The following is a 16,793-nucleotide window of genomic DNA, read 5'->3' as shown; positions in this document are numbered from 1 at the left end:
CGCCTCACCACGATCGCGTGCCGACTCGTTAAGGTGGTGCCGTCCATGTCGCGCGCCCAGCGGCGCCCGGCATGAGTGATCTTCCCCCGTGTGCCGATGTCGACGCCCGGGAGAGAAGTTCATGGTCCGCAGGCCCGTCCTTGCCGCCGGATGCGTTCCGGTGATCGTCGCGCTCGCCCTCGCGGCCGTTCCGGCCCGCGCCGACCGGCCCGGCGGAGTCGTCCCGGCCCCGGCGGCCGCTCCGGCCGCTCCGGCCGCTCCGGCCGCTGTGACCACTGTGACCGCTGCGGCCGTCAAACCGCCGCCGGGCATGCTGGAGGCCATCGAGCAGGACCTGAACATGAGCAGGGAGGAGGCCGAGACCCGTCTGATCAACGAGAACCGGTTGCTCGCGGTCGCGGCCCGGCTGAAGGAGAAACTCGGCGTCCGCTTCGGAGGCGCCTGGCTGCGCACCAAGACCGCGCACACCCTGGTGGTGGCCTCCACCAGCGCCGCCGACATCCCCCAGATCATCGTCGAGGGCGCCCAGGCCGAGGTCGTCCCGCGCTCACTGACACAGCTGATAGCGATCAGGAAGAAGCTGGACGCCACCCTGCCCCCGGATCCGCTGATCTCCGGCGTGCGCTACGTCGACGTCAAGCGCAACAAGGTGACCGTCCTGGCCACGGCCCCCCAGCGGGTCGGCGTCTTCGTGCAGAAGTCCGGCGTGGACCGAACGGCGGTGACCGTGCTGCCCTCCGTCGAGGTCCCCCTGCCCCTGAGCGCCCCCTCGTACGAGCTGGTGGGCGGCGCCGCCTACTACGTCGGCCCGGTCAACCGCTGCTCGGTCGGTTTCTCGGTGACCAAGGGCGCCCAGGCCGGTTTCGTCAGTTCCGGTCACTGCGGCAGGAAGGGGGACGTCACCACGGGCTTCAACCGTGTCGTCCAGGGCGTCTTCCAGGCCTCGGCGTTCCCCGGCAGCGACCACGCCTGGATCACCGTCAACGAATCCTGGAAGACCGTTCCCGCGGTGGAAAGCGGTGCGGGCTCCACCGTGGCCGTCTCCGGCGCCCGGCCGGCGGTCGAGGGCGCCTCGATCTGCCAGTCCGGTTCCACCACCGACTGGCAGTGCGGCCGCGTCCAGCAGCTCAACGCCAGCGTCACCTACCCCCAGGGCGTCGTCAGCGATCTGACCCGTACCAGCATCTGCGCCGAACCCGGTGACTCGGGCGGCCCGATCATCTCCATCGACCAGGCCCAGGGCGTCACCTCCGGAGGCTCGGGCGACTGCGCCTCGGGCGGGACCACCTACTTCCAGCCGATCACCGAGATCCTCACCACCTACGGCCTGACCCTGAAGACCACCGGGGACGACATGCCGTCCGGGGCCTCCCGGGCCTGCACGGGGTACCCGCGGCAGGTGACCGGCACCTTGATCAAGGGACAGGACGACTACCAGCCGGCCGAACCGTACCGCTCGGCCGTCGCCGGCCTGCACGTCGGCTGCGTGGACGGCCCGGAGGACGCCGACTTCGATCTCTACCTGGAGAAGTGGACGGGCCTGAAGTGGCTGGCCGTGGCCCCCGGTGACGGCGTGACCTCCGACGAGATGGTCAGCCACCAGGGCACGCCCGGCTCCTACCGCTACCGGATCACCGCCACGACCGGCTCGGGTCCCTACGTCCTGGGATTCACGACGCCCTGAGCCTCCGGTTCCGCGAGGACCGCCGGTGGCGCCGGTGGCGCCGGTCGCACGGGTGGCACGGTCTCGCGGTGCGCGGTGCGCGGTGCGTCCCGGTGCCGGGCGGGATTCCTCGGACCGTCACGGCCGACCTATACTCACCTCGACGACTCATGACGACATATGCCGACTCCTCACCGGACGCCTTCGCGAAGCTGCCCGACGTGTTCAGGGCACTCGCCAATCCCGTGCGGCTCCAGGTGCTCCAGTGGTTGCGCGACCCCGAGCGTCATTTCCCGGTCGAGGGCGCGGTCGCGGACGAGATCGGCGTGTGCGTGAGCCACATCCAGGCCAAGACCGGGCTCGCGCAGTCGACCGTCTCCGCCTACATGGCCGAGCTGCAGCGTGCCGGGCTGGTCCGCTCCACCCGCGTCGGGAAGTGGACGCACTACCGGCGCGACGAGGAGCGCATCGCCCTGCTCGTCGACGTGCTCGGACGCTCGCTCTAGCGGCGTGTGACACGCGGGGGAGACCCCGCGTCCCGGACATGCCGGATTTGCTTCATATCGACATTATGCGATACTTCGATGCACTTGGAGATCACGAGAGACGGTCCCGTACCGTCGTCCGGGAGGGGACATGGGCGCGATCGAGGGGATGGACCTGGGCCGTTTCGGGGTCTGGACGTTCGACTTCGAGGACCAGCCGGCGAGCATGATGCGGGACTCCGTCCAGGAGTTGGAGGAGCTCGGCTGGCGGGCGTTCTGGATCCCGGAGCGCGACGGGCGCGAGGCGATGACGCACGCCGGGTTCCTGCTGTCCTGCACCGAGCGCATGACCGTCGTCAACGGCATCGCGCAGATCTGGTCCCGGGGGGCGCGGTGGACCCGGGGCGCGGCGACGCTCCTGGCCGACGCCTACCCGGACCGCCACCTGCTCGGCCTCGGCTTCGGGGGCGAGCGCCCCGGGGTCACCAGCCCGCTGCAGGCGATGGGCGAGTACCTGGACGAGATGGACGCGGCGACGAGCGCCAACCCCGCGCCGCGGGCACCGGCGCGGCGGCTGCTGGCGGCGTACGGGCCGAAGATGCTCGAACTCGCCCGCGACCGGGCCGAGGGCGCCCACACCTACCACGTGACGGTCGGGCACACCGCGCAGGCGCGCCAGGCGCTGGGGGAGGGCCCGTTCCTCGGCGTCGAGCACGCGGTGCTCTTCGAGACCGACCCGGTCAGGGCGCGCGAGATCGCCCGCGAGCACCTGCACGTCTACTTCAGCACGACGTACAACATCGCCAAGTTCCTCCGCCTGGGCTACACCGAGGCGGACATCGACGGCGGCCGGGGCAGCGACCGGCTCGTCGACGACCTCGTGTTCTGGGGGGACCTCGACACGATCGTGCGCAGGCTGCACGGCCACCTCGACGCCGGGGCCGACCACGTCGGCGTCCAGGTCATCGGCGTCGAGCCCGGCCGGTCGGCCATGCCGCAGTGGCGGCTGCTCGCCGAGGCGCTGCGGCCCGGACCGGCCGCGGGATAGCGGGGACGGCCCGCCCGGCGTCCGGGCTCACCCGGCCCCGGACGTCCGGGCTCGCGGCCGGCCCCAGGCGGCCGGCCCCAGGCGTCCCGGTCCCAGGCGTCCCGGTCCCAGGTGTCCGGGCTCGCGGCCGGTCCCGGGTCCCGGCGGGTCGGCCGCGCGAGCCTGTGAGGTCACGGCCCGGGATGGAACAATCGCCGTATGCCACGCTTCACATGTCTCACCGTCGAGGAAGCACGGACCCTGAGCCGTAACCAGCTCCTTCCCCGCATCGAGGACGAGCAGAAGTACTGGTACGGGCGGATGAACCGCGGGGAGATGCGCGTCGGCGACGACGAGGCGTTCAAGACCTTCAACCGGATCCTGCACGTCGTCACCGGCCCCGGCCGTTCCGCCGCCGGCACCGGGTCACCGCCCGACGACGACCCCCGCGACCGGGACCCCCGCGACCGGGACCACTGGACGAAGCCGCTCGGCGAGCTCGGCGACCTGTAGACGGAACGGCCGGGTCCCTCAGGCCCCCTGGGGATGACGCCGGTGGAGCAGGCAGAACTCGTTGCCCTCGGGGTCGGCCAGGACGACGAAGCCCTCCTCGCCCGTCTGGCCGACGTCGACGCGGGTGGCGCCCAGCCCGACCAGCCGCTCGACCTCGGCCTGCACGTCGCCTCCGTCGGGGACGTGCAGGTCGGGGTGGTTGCGGTTCTTGTCGCGCTTGGGGGCGTCCGTCTGCTGGAGCCAGACGGTGAGCGAGCCGCGCGGCGCGTCCGCCGGAGGCCACAGGTGCGGGCTCTCACCGTCGTGCTCGATCTCGTACCCCAGCGCCGCCGACCAGAACGCCGCCATCCTCCGGCTGTCGTGCACGTCGAGTGTCCACTGCGCGAACCGGCTCGTCACGTGTCTCCTCCTCGTGGTCCCTCGTGGTCCCTTGTTCTTCCCTGCGGTTCCGGCCTACCCGGAGGCGCCGGGGATATCTGCGCGCCCGGCGCCCAGGGCGGCCACCGCGGTGGCCAGCTCGGCGCGGAGCTCCCGTCCCCTGTTGGTGAGGGTGCCGATCGCGGCGATGCGCTCCTGGCCGGACTGCCGGGCCTTGAGCCGGTCGGCGGCCGAGCGGGCCGAGGCGGACCTCAGCTCGGCGCGCCTGGTCTCCAGCTCCTTGCGCCGCCGGGCCAGGCTCTCGTCCGCGGTCTGCTCGACGCCCACCCGCCAGGTCGCCACCATCCGCTCCAGGTCGAGCGTCATCTCCCGGGCGACCACCGAGAACTGGTCGCGCAGCGCCCCCCTGATCGCGGCCTGGCTGCGCTGCACCTTCTCCATCGAGCGGCGTCCCATGAAGATGGCCGCCCCGATGGCCGGGGCGACCAGGATGAAGCCCACCGGGCCGAGCAGCGCCGTGGCGAAGCCGCCCAGCGAGAGCCCGATCGAGGCCGAGGGCAGCACGTCCCGGATCAGGTCCACGTCGCCCGCGTCGTCGGCCGCCAGGTCGCCCCTGACCTGGACCTGCGACAGGCCCGGCATCGCACGCCCCCCTCCGGCCAGATCGACCGGATCCATGCCGAGGTCGCGGGCGAAGGCGTCCAGGGTGGTCCTGGCCAGCCTCTCCACGTCGTGGACGATCTGCGACCAGGCGGCCTCCAGGGAACGCTGGACGCTCTCCGGCAGCTCCGCCATGTACCGGTCGATCTGGTCCTGCTTCTTCAGCGTGGCGATCGTGTTCTCGTACGGCTGGCGGATCTCGGCCACCCGCGCGGCCACGATGCCCGCGACCTCGCGTCCGAGGAAGGTGTTGGCCACCGCGCCCGCCCTGCGGCGACCGGCGAGCACGGTCAGCTCGGCCAGCCCGGCGTCCACCTCCGCCAGGCGCGCGGCCACGTCGCCCTCGTCGCCGGAGCCCGCGGCGACGTCGTCCCCGGCGCCGGTCGCCAGCGTGCCCAGCACCGACAGGGCGGCGGCGACCACCGTGGCGCCGCGCGCGGAGTCCCTGCCCTCGGCGAAGCCGCGCAGGTGGCGTTCGAGCGCGTCCATCCCGCTGCGCGCCCGCAGCGAGTCCGCCCGTTCGGCGCGTCCCTCGCGCCGCTTGGCCTCGGCGGCCTCGGCCAGCTTCGCGCTCACCGGGAACCAGGGCGCCTCCAGCAGCGGCTCCAGCGTCGCGGCCCTGCCGGGATCGGCCGCGATCGCCTCGGTGACGAACGTCCTCAGCCGCGTCCTGTTCTCCTCCATCAGGCTCCGCCAGTTGGCCGAGTCCTCCACCTTGGTCAGCACGAACGCGATCGCCTGCACCCGCTCGGCCGCCTCGGCGAGGAACTCCAGCTCGTGCCGGAGCACCGGCTGGTCCTGGGCGCTGAGCGTGAACAGCAGCGCGTCGGCCCGCTGCAGCATGGCCACGGTCACCTGCCGGTGCCCCACCGTCAGGCTGTCCACCCCCGGGGTGTCGAGCAGCCGCAGGCCGTCCAGGAGGGGGGAGTCCACGGTGATGTCGACGCTGACGACGTCGCGGCGCCTGCCCGCGTCGCCGCGCATCGAGGCGTGGTCGGGGACCGACTCGACGGTGATCGGCGTCCGGACCGGGCCCGCGCCGGTGCTGCGGTGCACGACCGCGGTCAGGCGGGGGCCGCGCCGCAGCGACAGGAAGCAGTTCGTGGCGACGTCGGCGTCGACGGGCAGCAGGTCGGGGTGGCCGACCAGGGTGTTGAGCAGGCGGCTCTTGCCGCGTTTCTGCGCACCGGCGACCACGATGTCGGTGCACTCGTCCTTCCAGCGGCCCGCGCAGGCGGCCAGCACCTCCGCAAGATCGGGCCTGCCGCACCGCCCGGCCAGCGCGTGGACCTCGTTGGCGTAGCGCAGCAGCCGGGCCACCGGGCCGTTCGGGTCGGGGCTCGTCATCGGACACCTCCAGCGTGAGGGGCGGGACCTCGGTCCCGGGGGGAAAGGGCGGCGGCGAGCCGCGGGGTGGGGTCGCGGGACCGGGGGTCCCGGCGGCCGGGCGGGCGCGTCGCGGGGACGGCGTCAGGAACCGGTCCCGTAGCGCGACCAGATGGTCTCGTACGCCTCGCAGAGGGTCTCCGCCGCGCGTCGTTGCCGCAGCGGGAGCGGCCGGTGGGTGAGAGTACGGAACCGGGCCCCCAGGGCCGCGGCGTGACCGGCGACCTCGGCGGGCGGTGCGCCGGGCGGTGCGCCGAGCTGGGTGGCCAGCTCGGTCCCGGTGACCAGGAGCTCCAGTGCCCGCCGGTCGTCGGCCGGGACCAGGGGGGAGGCGCGCAACGCCTCGATCGCGGCCGGGTCCACCCGGACCGCCGGGAGCGGCCCGCCGTTCCCGGAGCCGTTCCCGGGTCCGTTTCCGGAGAAGCCACCGGGGCCGCCACCGGGGAGGCCGCCGGCATTGTCGGCGCGCTCCCGCGCGTCCAGCGCCGCCGAGACCATGTCCTCCAGCACGGTCAGCACGTCCCGGGCCCGCTGCCCGCCGGTGCGGCCCTCGCTCATCATGGCGAGCGTGCGCCAGCGCACCGCCGCCGCCGTGGCCGCGGCGGCGATCTCGTCCGGGGACGCCTCCGCGGGCAGGCCGAGCCGACCGGCGGGCTCGTCGTGACGGGCCAGGCGGAGCAGCTCGCCGGTCATCTCCTCGTTCAGGACCAGCGTCCCCCGGCCGAGCGCCTCGGCGGCGGTGAAGATCCGCAGGCCGCCCAGGGCGGTCGCGATCGGGCGGTTCTCGTCGAGCTGGGCCGCCAGCGCGTCCAGGGTGACGCGGTCGGACCCCAGCGCGGGCGTCCGGGCGATCGCGCGCAGCCGGGTCAGCGCGTCGAGCGCCTTGAGCTGGTCGGCGCGGCGGGCGAAGTGGGCCAGGCCCGCGGCCACGGAACCGGTCGCGGCCCGTCCGGCCGAGGCGTACCCCGAGCGTTCCAGCAGCAGCGTGGTGAGCGCCCCGGGATCGGCGGTCCCGGCCTCGCGCACCGCCCGCACCGCGACGGTGAGACCGTAGCGGTGCAGCCGCTCGACCAGCCGGTGCCGCACCGTCGCCGGTACGGGCAGCTCGGGCGCCGTGCGGAAGTCCTCCAGGTCCAGCAGGTAGTCCTCCAGGTCGTCCTCGTCCATCGCGGCCAGCGCCTCCAGCGCGGCCGTCTCCTCGGCGTCCAGCGGCCGGGCCCGCGCGGTCTCGGCCAGCAGGCCGATCACCGGGACCACGTCGAAGACCGAGGTGCGCAGGTCCCGGTACCCCTGGGCGGCCAGCCTCCTGGCGGTCGGCCAGGGGTCGTCCTCGTCGCCGCGCCGGTCGACCTGGCCGAGCACGGCCAGGGTGTTGACGCAGCTCATGCCGGAGGCGTCGGTCAGCGCGCGGAACTCCGCCAGGGTGGCGTCGTCGAACCTCTGCACGTAGCGGAGCACGTAGATCATCGCCTGCGCGCGGTCGTCCTCGTCACCGGAGCCGAACAGCATGCTCCTGGCCGCCCGCTCGTTGGCCGCGGTCACCGTGTTCATGCCGGGGGTGTCGACGATGGTGACCGTGCGCAGCGAGGGCAGGTCCAGCGCGACCCGCAGCCGCCGGATCCGGGACACCTCGACGCCGAGGTCGGCGGGGAGGCGGTGGCCGGGCAGCAGCCGGGAGTGGGCCACGCCGCCGTCGGCGAGCTCGATCGTGATGCGGCCGTCGTCCTCGCCGTACTCGTACTGGGTGACCACGAACGTGCACTCGCCGGCGTCCACCGGCGCGACGGGCAGCCCGAGCAGCGCGTTCACCAGCGTGGACTTGCCGCTGCTGACCGCGCCCGCCACCGCGACCCGCAGCGGCGCGTCCAGGCCGGCGCGCACCTGCGCCACCCGCTCGCGCAGGTGCGCGCCGGCCAGCCGGGCCGCGGTGGTGTCGCACAGGCGGCGCAGCAGCTCCGCGGGCCCGGTCCTCATGGCGTCTCCATAATCGGCCTGAATCCGTGATTGTTACGGTCCAATATCATGACGCGGTACTTCGCGCCCTATGTCGTCGGACGTGGTGTCATTAGCTGATTTTTCGCCCGGTGAGAAGGGACGACCCGATGACGACCGTGGCGCCGGGCGCCACCGTGGCCGACGACCTCCCCGCCGGGACCTGGACCGGAGCGGAGACCGAGGCGGAGACCGGCGCGGTGGCCGGGGCCGAGGAGGTCCTGCTGCTCGTCCGCGCGAGGACGGGTGACGAGGGTGCCTTCCGCGCGCTCTGGGACACGGCCCAGCGCCAGGCGTTCGGCCTCTGCCACCAGCTGACCGGCAACCGGGCCGACGCGCTCGACGCGCTCCAGGAGACGCAGTTCGCGGCCTGGCGCGGCCTCGCGGCCTTCGAGGGCAGGTCGTCGTTCCGCTCCTGGGTGATGGTCATCGCCCGCAACGCCGCGTACACGGTGGTGCGGCGCCGCTGTCCCGCCGGGGTGGTCTTCGCCGAGGTGGACGAGACGTCGGCCGTCACCGAGCCCTTCGAGGACTCCGTGGCCCGGCTGGCGGACCTGCGCCGGGCGATGGCCGCGCTGCCGCCCTCCCAGCGCCAGGTGCTGCTGCTCTGGGCGGGCGGCCTCACCTACGAGCAGGTGGCGGTCTCGCTCGGCGTGCCGCTCAACACGGTACGGGTCTGGATCCACCGGGGCAGACGGCGGCTGCGGGCCGGGCTCTCCGAGAACTGACCGCCCTCCCGGCCCGCCCGGGACGGGACGGCTCACCGCTCCGCCCCGGTGCCCGGCGACCGGTAGACGACGACCCGCGGGACGCGGATCACGCGCTCGCCGTCGGCGTACCCGCACCTGACGGTCTCGGCGACGAGGTCGTGCAGGTCCGGCCGGGGAGCGGGTGCGGTGCCGGACGCCTCGTGCAGGCGCGGGTCGAACCGCAGCCCGTCGGCCACGACCTCCCGCACGCCGGCCCGGGCCAGTCCGTCCAGCAGCGTCCCGGCCAGCCGGGGATGCCGCTCGGCGAGCTGGTCGCGGTAGCCGACGCAGGCCGCGACCAGGGCCTCGCGGCCCGGGTCCCCCCCGGCCAGGAGCCTGTCCACCTGCTGAGCCAGCGCCGGGCTGATCCCGCTCCCGGCCACCTCGTGCAGCGCGTCCACCAGCGGGCCCGAGCCCGGTCCTGCGACCCCGCCGAGCCCACCGGCCCCACCGGCCCCACCGGCCCCGTCGGCCGCAGGTACCGGCGCTACCGGCGCCGTCCCGGGGAACGGCGCCGTGCCGGGTCCCCTCCCCGCCGGTACGTCCCCCGCACGCCGGCCGTCCGGCGCCGGGACGAAGGAGGGCGGGGACGCGGGGAGCGGGGCCGGGCGGCCCCGGTGCCATCGGTGCCACAGGTACAGGCCCGCGGCCACGGCGGCCAGCACGACCGCCGCCGCCACGAGCGTCAGCGGCAACGGCAGCGGGAGCGGCAGGGACCCGAAGGGCGTCTCCACCGTCCCCGGTCCCGTCCCGAGTTCCGTCCCGGGCCGGGTTCCGGGCCCGGCCGGTTCGGGGCGCAGGGGCAGGACGCCGCCCCGCGACGGCGCGGGTGAGGCGCCGCCCGCCCCCGCGCCGGATCCCGTCGCCGCGGCGCAGCCGGTCAGCACCGGCCAGGCCAGGAGCGGCAGGGCGAGGAGCGCGCCTCGGTCCCTCATCGGTCGCCTTCCTGATCGGCGGCCCGCGCGACCCCGGTCCGGGTTCCCCCCTCGGCACGGGTCGGGCGGGCTCACGCCGGTTCGCGTGATCGGACGGTCGGGTCAGACGGCCGGGAAGGGACCCGCGGTCTCGGTGTAGTCGGAGACGCCGTCGCCGTTCAGGTCGACCCGCGTCTCGTCGACGTAGCCGTCACCGTCGTTGTCGAGGTAGACGACGTCGGTGACGCCGTCACCGTCGGTGTCGTAGCGCTCCTCGTCGGCGAGACCGTCCCCGTTGACGTCGATCAGCTGGGCGTCGGTGCCCCCGTCGCCGTCATAGTCGATGAAGTCCGTGGTCACGTCGAAATCGCTCATTGGTCTGTCCCTTTCCGGTGGTGTTCCACCGGATGAGAGTCGCGACCGCCCCGGATTGTTGCGGCCGACCACCGACTTTTCCGGATCATTTTTCCGAGGGCCGGTCTCCCCCGGTCCTCCCGGCCGGGGGAGACCGGCCCTTTCGGCCGCATGAGCGCTCCCGGGTCGCCCCGGACGGCTCAGCTGAGCGCGCGGGCGGTGTGGATCAGGGGCACGTGGCTGAAGGCCTGCGGGAAGTTGCCCACCAGCCGCTTGTAGCGGGGGTCGTACTCCTCGGCCAGCAGGCCGACGTCGTTGCGCAGCGCGAGCAGGCGCTCGAACAGCTCGACGGCCTCGTCCTTGCGGCCGATCATCGCCAGCGCCTCGGCCAGCCAGAAGCTGCACGCCAGGAACGCGCCCTCACCGCCGGGCAGGCCGTCCACGTCGTTGTCGGGGGAGACCGGGTAGCGCAGCACGAAGCCGTCGACCATCAGCTCGCGCTGGATCGCCTCCACCGTCCCGACCACGCGCGGGTCCTCCGGGGGCAGGAAGCCGACGATGGGGATCAGCAGCAGCGCCGCGTCCAGCTCCTGCGAGCCGTACGACTGGGTGAAGGTGCCGCGTACCGGGTCGAAGCCCTTGTCGCAGATCTCGGCGTGGATCCGGTCGCGCAGCTCCTTCCAGTGCTTCAGCGGGCCGGGCTTGCCGAACGCCTCCACCTGCTTGACGGCCCGGTCCAGGGCGACCCAGCACATGACCTTGGAGTGCACGAAGTGCCGGCGCGGGCCGCGGACCTCCCACAGTCCCTCGTCCGGGTCCCCCCAGTGCTGCTCGACGTAGGAGATCAGCTCGAACTGCAGGGTCCAGGCCCGGTGGTCGGCCTCCAGCCCGGAGACGCGCGACAGGTGCAGGGAGTTCATCACCTCGCCGTAGACGTCCAGCTGGAGCTGCTCCACGGCGCCGTTGCCGATCCTGACCGGCCGGGAGTTCTCGTACCCGGGCAGCCAGTCGAGCTCCAGCTCCGTCAGCCGCCGCTCCCCGGCGACGCCGTACATGATCTGCAGGTCCTGGGCGCGGCCCGCGATGGCCCGCAGCAGCCACGCGCGCCAGGCGCGGGCCTCGTCGAGGTACCCGGCGCCGATGAGCGCGTCCAGGGTCATGGTGGCGTCGCGCAGCCAGCAGTAGCGGTAGTCCCAGTTGCGGACGCCGCCGATGTCCTCGGGCAGCGAGGTGGTGGGGGCCGCGACGATGCCGCCGGTGGGGGCGTAGGTGAGCGCCTTGAGCGTGATGAGCGAGCGGACCACGGCGTCCCGCCACGGCCCCCGGTAGGTGCACTTCTCCACCCACTCGGCCCACAGCGCCTCGGTCTCGGCGAGCTGGTGGTGCGGGTCGATCTCGTCGGGCCGGGGCTCGTGCGAGGGGTGCCACGTGAAGACGAAGGCCATGCTGTCCCCCTCCGACACCGTGAACGTTGCGTGGTGGGCGTAGTCGCCGCCCTCCAGCGGGACGGGGGAGTGCAGCCAGACCGAGTCGGGCCCGCCGACGGCCTGCAGGATGTCCTCGTCACGGCGCACCCAGGGCACGATCCGGCCGTAGTCGAAGCGGATGCGGATCTCGGTGGCCATCTCCACCGTCCCCGACACGCCCTCCACGATCCGTACCAGATCGGGGTTGGTGTGACGGGTGGGCATGAAGTCGGTCACCCGGACGGTGCCGGTCGGGGTGTCCCACTCGCTCTCCAGGACGAGGGTCTCCCCCCGGTAGCGCCGCCGGGTGGCGCGCGGGCGCTCGGCGTGCGCCGGCCCGATCCACCACTGCCCGTTCTTCTTGTCGCCCAGCAGCGCCCCGAAGCACGAGGGCGAGTCGAACCGCGGCAGGCAGAGCCAGTCGATGGAGCCGTTCCGGCCGACCAGGGCCGCCGACTGCATGTCGCCGATGAGCGCGTAGTCCTCGATCCACATGCCTCGACGCTAGTGCCTCACCCGAGGTGCGCGCTCCCCCCGCAGGGGCGTCAGGGGGACGTGACGGCCCGTTCCGCCGGATGCTCGCGCATCATCGCGTGCAGCCGGCCGGCGAACGCCAGCAGCACCAGCGACGCCACGATGGCGATGCCCGCCAGCGTGAGGAAGTACGCGGGCTCGGACATGTACCGTCTCAGCCGCCAGGTCTGCCCGCCCACCGCGTCGCCCACCGAGAACGAGATGAACCACAGTCCCAGCATCTGGCTCTTGAACGCCTCGGGGGCGAGCTTGGTGGTGACCGAGAGCCCGACCGGGCTCAGCGCCAGCTCCCCGAAGACCTGGACGAGGTAGACCAGCACCAGCCACCACACCGAGATCCTGCCGCCCAGGGCCAGCTGCGCGGCCAGGGCCATGAGCACGAAGCTCAGCCCGTTGACGAACAGGCCCGCGGCGAACTTCTGCGGGGCGGTCACCCGGTTGCCCAGCCTGACCCACAGGGCCGCGAAGACCGGCACGAAGATCATGATGAAGAACGGGTTGAACGCCTGCGTGGTGGCCGGGGTGATCCGCAGGCCGAACAGCGACAGGTCCGTCCTGTTCTGCGCGAAGAACAGCAGCACGGTCGGCGCCAGGTCGTAGATCATCCAGAAGATCGCGGCGGCGATGAAGAGCCAGATGTAGGCCTTCACCCGCGAGCGCTCGTCATCGGTCAGGTTGTGGCTGCCGAGCAGCACGTAGCCGAAGTACAGCACGGGCACGGCCACGATGAACAGCGTCATCACCAGCGCGAAGGCGTCCAGCGTGAACGTGCCGGACGCCACCCAGGCGGCCAGCCCGCTGGCGACCACCACGACGGCGACGGCGACCGCGATCAGGAAGTGCCCGCGCTCGGCCGGGGTCATCCGGTGCCCCGGCCGCTCGCCCACCCCCCGCAGGTGGCGCCCGCCCAGCACGTACTGCGTCAGGCCGAGCGCCATGCCGACCGCCGCCGCGCCGAAACCCAGGTGCCAGCGGTCCCCCGAGGCCAGCCAGCCGACGACCAGGGGGGCGACGAAGGCGCCGATGTTGATGCTGAGGTAGAAGATCGAGAAGCCCGCGTCCCTGCGCCCGTCCTCGTCCGGCCGGTAGAGCCTGCCGACCATCGTGGAGACGTTCGGCTTGAGCAGGCCGGTCCCGACGATGATCAGGAGCAGCCCGAGCACCACGAAGACGCCGCCCCGCACCGGGACGGCCATGCTGATGTGACCGCACATGATCACGAAGCCGCCCCAGAGCACCGCCCTGCGGGCCCCGAGCACCCGGTCGGCGATCCAGCCGCCGGGCAGCGCGACCAGGTAGATGAGGGCGCCGTAGATGCCGATGATCGCCTGCGCGGTCTGCTCGCTCAGGCCCAGGCCACCGGTCGCGGGGGAGGCGGCCATGAAGGTGGCGAGGATGGCCCGCAGCCCGTACCAGCTGAAGCGCTCCCACAGCTCGGTGCCGAACAAGGTGGCGAGGCCGCGCGGATGCCCGAAGAAGGTCCTCTCGCGAGCCGGTCCCTGCGATGACATGCGCCCCCCTTGCCGAGTGTGATCGAAGGGACACTCTACGTACGGGATCCGGCGACACGCGGGCGCGGCCGGGCACGGTGGCGTTTCTTCTCCCTTTCAGGGGCTTGTCCGGAGGGAACGGCGTGTGGTGCGATGCATGCCACTTGCGCAAGCGAACACTTTCTGGAGGAGCGCCATGGCCGGTGTCCTTGATGAGCGCGCGGAGATCGAGCGGGAGATCGCGGGCCGCACGATCTGCGATCAGCTGAAGGAGGCCGCCGACGGCAACCCCGACGCCCCCGCCTACTCCGACCCGGTCGAGGGGGGCTGGTCGACGCTGACCTACGCGCAGGCGCGGCAGCGGGTCCTGGAGATCGCCGCCGGATTCGCCGCCCTCGGGCTGGAGCCCGGCGAGGCCGTCGCGCTCATGATGGTCAACCGCAGCGAGCACGTGCTGGCGGACCTGGGCGCGGTGCACGCCGGCGCGGTGTCCTGCTCGGTCTACTCGACGTTCGCCCCCGAGCAGGTCGCCTTCGTCGCCTCCGACGTGCAGGCCAGGGTCGCGGTGCTCGGCGGCCCGGCCGAGCTGTCCAGGTGGGAGCCGGTCCTCGGCGACCTCCCCGAGCTGCGCACGATCATCATGCTGGACGGCGCCCCGGCCGGTGACCGCTTCCTGAGCTGGGACGACTTCCTGGCCCTGGGCCGCGAGCGGCTCGCCGCCGACCCCGGGGCCGTCGACGCCCGCTGGCGGGCGGTGAACGCCGACGACGTCCTCACCGTGCTGTACACCTCCGGCACCACCGGCAACCCCAAGGGCGTGCCGCTGACCCACGCCAACGTGTTCTTCGAGGTCGTGGCCACCAACCGGATGGCCGACCTGCCGGTCAGGGGCACCCAGATCTCCTACCTGACCTACGCGCACATCGCCGAGCGGGTGCTCAGTCTCTACCTGCCGCTGTTCAAGTTCTCGCACACCCACTTCTGCACCGACCTCGCCCAGCTCGGCGCCACCCTCGGGCAGGTCAAGCCGGTGCTGTTCTTCGGTGTCCCGCGGGTGTGGGAGAAGATGATGGCCCGCCTGCAGGCGCTGCTGGCCACCCAGTCCGAGGAGCAGCAGGAGAACGTGCGCGCGGCCATGGCCGCGGGACTGGCCTACGTCGAGGCCAACCAGTACGGGCGCACCCCCTCGCCCGAGGTGACGGCCGCCTACGAGCAGGCCGACGCCTCCCTGCTGGCGATCATCCGCTCGATGATCGGCTTCGAGAACGCCGGCTGGCTCGCCACCGCGGCCGCCCCCATGCCGCTGGAGGTGCAGCGCTTCTTCGCCGGTCTCGGCCTGCGGATCCTGGACGTGTACGGCATGACCGAGACGACCGGCGCGTTCACCGCCAACGCCCCCGAGCGCTTCAAGCTCGGCACTGTCGGCCAGGCGGGGCCGGGCGTCGAGGTCCGCATCGCCGAGGACGGCGAGATCCTCACCCGCAGCCCGGCCAACACCCGCGGCTACCTGCGGCGTCCCGAGGCCACCGCCGAGCTGATCGACGAGGACGGCTGGCTGCACACCGGTGACGTGGGCTCCGTCGACGAGGACGGCTTCGTCAGCATCGTCGACCGGAAGAAGGAGCTCATCATCACCGCCGGGGGCGAGAACATCTCCCCGGCCAACATCGAGAACTACCTCAAGGAGCACCCGCTCATCGGCCAGGCCCTCGCCTACGGCGACGGCAGGCCGTACCCGGTGGCGATCCTCACCCTCGACGGCGAGGTGGCCCCCGGCTGGGCCCAGGCGAACGGCATCACCTTCACCACCCTGGGGGACCTGGCCGAGCACCCCGACGTGCTCAAGGCCGTCGAGGGCGCGATCGCCGTCGCCAACGAGAAGCTGGCCCGCGTCCAGCAGGTCAAGCGCTGGCGGCTGCTGCCGGTGGAGTGGACGGCCGAGACCGCCGAGCTCACCCCGAGCCTGAAGCTCAAGCGCCGCATCATCCACGCCAAGTACGCCGAGATCATCGACGAGATGTACCGCGACTGACCGGGCGTCGCCGCCACCGGGGACGGGCCCGTCCCCGGTGGCGGCGGGGCGCCGTTTTGCCCAACGGGGCGTGTGTCGTCTACCCCCCTGTTACCGGCGTCCTCCTAGCGTCACGATCATGACGATCAGAGTTCTTCTCGCCTCGCTGGCGGCCGGGGCCGCGGCCCTGCCGGCCGGGGCCGTCCCCCCGGCACCCCCGGCTTCCCAGACTTCCCAGGTTCCCCCGGCGCCGGCCGGCGCCCCGGCCGCCGCCGTCGAGGACCTGACGGTCCGCTCGGTGACCCTGCGCCCCCCGGCCCCGGTGGTCGGTCCCGCCGACTCGGTGCGCATGGTGGTGGAGGTGGTGGCCCGGGGCGTCGGCGGCCCCGAGGGAGTGACGATCAAGGTCGAGCCGGGCCTGCCGCCCGGCTCGGTGGACACCTTCTTCCCCCTGACCGCTCCCCACCGGCAGGCCCGTCCCGGCAGGACCCCCGCGCCCCGCCCGGGAGGCGGCCCCGGCGGCGCACCCGGTCCCGCACCCCGGCCGGGCCACGACCACGGCCACGACCACGACCACGACCACGGTCACGGTCACGACCGGGGCCCGGCCCTCGCGCCCGGCCCGGCACCCGTCCGGCCCGCCCCCGCGCGCCTGGCCCCCGCCCGCCCCGGTACGGGGACCGGCGCGCCCGCACCCGGTGAGGGCTGGGAGACCTGGCGCTTCGTACCGGAGAAGAGCCTGAGCCGCTGGTACCCGGCCGGGCCCTGGACGGTCACGGTGAACGCCAAGGCCGCCGACGGCACCCGGCTCACCGGCTACCGGGGATTCCTGCTGAAGCGCCTGACCAGGTTCGGCGGGGTCCAGGTGGCCAGGCAGGGGCCGGCCGTGCGGGTGACGGGCGTGCTGAACCGGGTCGATCCCCAGGGGCACCTCGACTACGCGCCCTTCCCCGATCAGCCCGTCGAGATCCTGCACCGGCCGGGACGGGAGCACGGCTGGACGACGGTGGCCGAGGTGGTGACCGACGCCCACGGGCGCCTCGCCCGGACCGTGCAGGGCCGCACCGGCGGCGAGTGGCGCCTCCGGTTCGAGGGGACGAGCCGCTACGCCCCCCGGGTGGGCGTCGTCCACCGGGTCGCCGCGGGGTAGGGGTCAGGCCGGCACGTGGAC

The 16,793-nt window shown here is 73.3% G+C and carries 14 protein-coding genes; 7 read left to right on the top strand and 7 right to left on the bottom strand.

Annotation, left to right across the window (positions count from 1 at the left end):
* Positions 1-121 precede the first annotated feature (121 nt).
* From ABD832_RS32770 to ABD832_RS32755, 4 genes are all read left to right on the top strand, one after another.
* Positions 122-1,684, top strand: coding sequence for a S1 family peptidase (locus ABD832_RS32770; RefSeq protein WP_344903263.1), 1,563 nt, complete (start codon positions 122-124; stop codon positions 1,682-1,684).
* A 149-nt stretch (positions 1,685-1,833) separates the two neighbouring features.
* The gene (locus ABD832_RS32765; protein ID WP_344903260.1) at positions 1,834-2,169 is read left to right on the top strand and encodes an ArsR/SmtB family transcription factor; all 336 of its coding nucleotides are present in this window, start codon (positions 1,834-1,836) and stop codon (positions 2,167-2,169) included.
* 130 nt (positions 2,170-2,299) lie between these two features.
* Entirely contained in the window at positions 2,300-3,196 is an 897-nt protein-coding gene (locus tag ABD832_RS32760; protein WP_344903257.1) for a TIGR03620 family F420-dependent LLM class oxidoreductase, read from the top strand.
* A 198-nt stretch (positions 3,197-3,394) separates the two neighbouring features.
* Positions 3,395-3,688, top strand: a complete 294-nt coding sequence (locus tag ABD832_RS32755) for a hypothetical protein (RefSeq protein WP_344903254.1) — start codon at positions 3,395-3,397, stop codon at positions 3,686-3,688.
* A gap of 18 nt (positions 3,689-3,706) precedes the next feature.
* On the opposite strand, the gene ABD832_RS32750 is transcribed toward ABD832_RS32755, so the two are convergent.
* The 3 genes from ABD832_RS32750 to ABD832_RS32740 all read right to left on the bottom strand — a co-directional run bounded on the left by ABD832_RS32750 (position 3,707) and on the right by ABD832_RS32740 (position 8,086).
* A complete protein-coding gene (locus ABD832_RS32750) occupies positions 3,707-4,087 on the bottom strand; it encodes a VOC family protein (protein ID WP_344903251.1) in 381 nt (126 codons plus the stop codon).
* Positions 4,088-4,141: 54 nt separating this feature from the next.
* Positions 4,142-6,073: a dynamin family protein gene (locus ABD832_RS32745; protein ID WP_344903249.1), complete on the bottom strand. Its 1,932-nt coding sequence runs from the start codon at positions 6,071-6,073 to the stop codon at positions 4,142-4,144.
* Between the two features lie 123 nt (positions 6,074-6,196).
* Positions 6,197-8,086: a dynamin family protein gene (locus ABD832_RS32740; RefSeq protein ID WP_344903246.1), complete on the bottom strand. Its 1,890-nt coding sequence runs from the start codon at positions 8,084-8,086 to the stop codon at positions 6,197-6,199.
* Positions 8,087-8,214: 128 nt separating this feature from the next.
* On the opposite strand from ABD832_RS32740, the gene ABD832_RS32735 reads away from it, so the two are divergent.
* Positions 8,215-8,832, top strand: coding sequence for an RNA polymerase sigma factor (locus ABD832_RS32735; RefSeq protein WP_344903244.1), 618 nt, complete (start codon positions 8,215-8,217; stop codon positions 8,830-8,832).
* A 32-nt stretch (positions 8,833-8,864) separates the two neighbouring features.
* On the opposite strand, the gene grpE is transcribed toward ABD832_RS32735, so the two are convergent.
* From grpE to ABD832_RS32715, 4 genes are all read right to left on the bottom strand, one after another.
* The gene (gene grpE, locus ABD832_RS32730; RefSeq protein WP_344903241.1) at positions 8,865-9,788 is read right to left on the bottom strand and encodes a nucleotide exchange factor GrpE; all 924 of its coding nucleotides are present in this window, start codon (positions 9,786-9,788) and stop codon (positions 8,865-8,867) included.
* Between the two features lie 102 nt (positions 9,789-9,890).
* Complete coding sequence (locus ABD832_RS32725) at positions 9,891-10,142, bottom strand: hypothetical protein (protein WP_344903238.1); 252 nt, start codon at positions 10,140-10,142, stop codon at positions 9,891-9,893.
* A gap of 179 nt (positions 10,143-10,321) precedes the next feature.
* Complete coding sequence (locus tag ABD832_RS32720) at positions 10,322-12,082, bottom strand: glycoside hydrolase family 15 protein (protein ID WP_344903235.1); 1,761 nt, start codon at positions 12,080-12,082, stop codon at positions 10,322-10,324.
* A gap of 50 nt (positions 12,083-12,132) precedes the next feature.
* Positions 12,133-13,632, bottom strand: a complete 1,500-nt coding sequence (locus ABD832_RS32715) for a peptide MFS transporter (RefSeq protein ID WP_344903232.1) — start codon at positions 13,630-13,632, stop codon at positions 12,133-12,135.
* A gap of 175 nt (positions 13,633-13,807) precedes the next feature.
* On the opposite strand from ABD832_RS32715, the gene ABD832_RS32710 reads away from it, so the two are divergent.
* Positions 13,808-15,643, top strand: coding sequence for an AMP-dependent synthetase/ligase (locus tag ABD832_RS32710; RefSeq protein ID WP_344903229.1), 1,836 nt, complete (start codon positions 13,808-13,810; stop codon positions 15,641-15,643).
* 118 nt (positions 15,644-15,761) lie between these two features.
* Entirely contained in the window at positions 15,762-16,772 is a 1,011-nt protein-coding gene (locus tag ABD832_RS32705) for a hypothetical protein (protein ID WP_344903226.1), read from the top strand.
* Positions 16,773-16,793: the final 21 nt, after the last annotated feature.

It is taken from the genome of Streptosporangium longisporum (assembly GCF_039534895.1).
Lineage (GTDB): Bacteria > Actinomycetota > Actinomycetes > Streptosporangiales > Streptosporangiaceae > Streptosporangium > Streptosporangium longisporum.
The sequence above is the reverse complement of the archived record's forward strand: the minus strand, read 5'-3'. Positions and strand labels throughout refer to the sequence as shown.

What these genes read in the sequence shown, in the direction of transcription:
- ABD832_RS32770 (WP_344903263.1), top strand. Translation starts at nt 122, where the DNA reads ATGGTCCGCAGGCCCGTCCTTGCCGCCGGATGCGTTCCGGTGATCGTC.
- ABD832_RS32765 (WP_344903260.1), top strand. Translation starts at nt 1,834, where the DNA reads ATGACGACATATGCCGACTCCTCACCGGACGCCTTCGCGAAGCTGCCC.
- ABD832_RS32760 (WP_344903257.1), top strand. Translation starts at nt 2,300, where the DNA reads ATGGGCGCGATCGAGGGGATGGACCTGGGCCGTTTCGGGGTCTGGACG.
- ABD832_RS32755 (WP_344903254.1), top strand. Translation starts at nt 3,395, where the DNA reads ATGCCACGCTTCACATGTCTCACCGTCGAGGAAGCACGGACCCTGAGC.
- ABD832_RS32745 (WP_344903249.1), bottom strand. Translation starts at nt 6,073, where the DNA reads ATGACGAGCCCCGACCCGAACGGCCCGGTGGCCCGGCTGCTGCGCTAC.
- ABD832_RS32740 (WP_344903246.1), bottom strand. Translation starts at nt 8,086, where the DNA reads ATGAGGACCGGGCCCGCGGAGCTGCTGCGCCGCCTGTGCGACACCACC.
- ABD832_RS32735 (WP_344903244.1), top strand. Translation starts at nt 8,215, where the DNA reads ATGACGACCGTGGCGCCGGGCGCCACCGTGGCCGACGACCTCCCCGCC.
- grpE (WP_344903241.1), bottom strand. Translation starts at nt 9,788, where the DNA reads ATGAGGGACCGAGGCGCGCTCCTCGCCCTGCCGCTCCTGGCCTGGCCG.
- ABD832_RS32725 (WP_344903238.1), bottom strand. Translation starts at nt 10,142, where the DNA reads ATGAGCGATTTCGACGTGACCACGGACTTCATCGACTATGACGGCGAC.
- ABD832_RS32720 (WP_344903235.1), bottom strand. Translation starts at nt 12,082, where the DNA reads ATGTGGATCGAGGACTACGCGCTCATCGGCGACATGCAGTCGGCGGCC.
- ABD832_RS32715 (WP_344903232.1), bottom strand. Translation starts at nt 13,632, where the DNA reads ATGTCATCGCAGGGACCGGCTCGCGAGAGGACCTTCTTCGGGCATCCG.
- ABD832_RS32710 (WP_344903229.1), top strand. Translation starts at nt 13,808, where the DNA reads ATGGCCGGTGTCCTTGATGAGCGCGCGGAGATCGAGCGGGAGATCGCG.
- ABD832_RS32705 (WP_344903226.1), top strand. Translation starts at nt 15,762, where the DNA reads ATGACGATCAGAGTTCTTCTCGCCTCGCTGGCGGCCGGGGCCGCGGCC.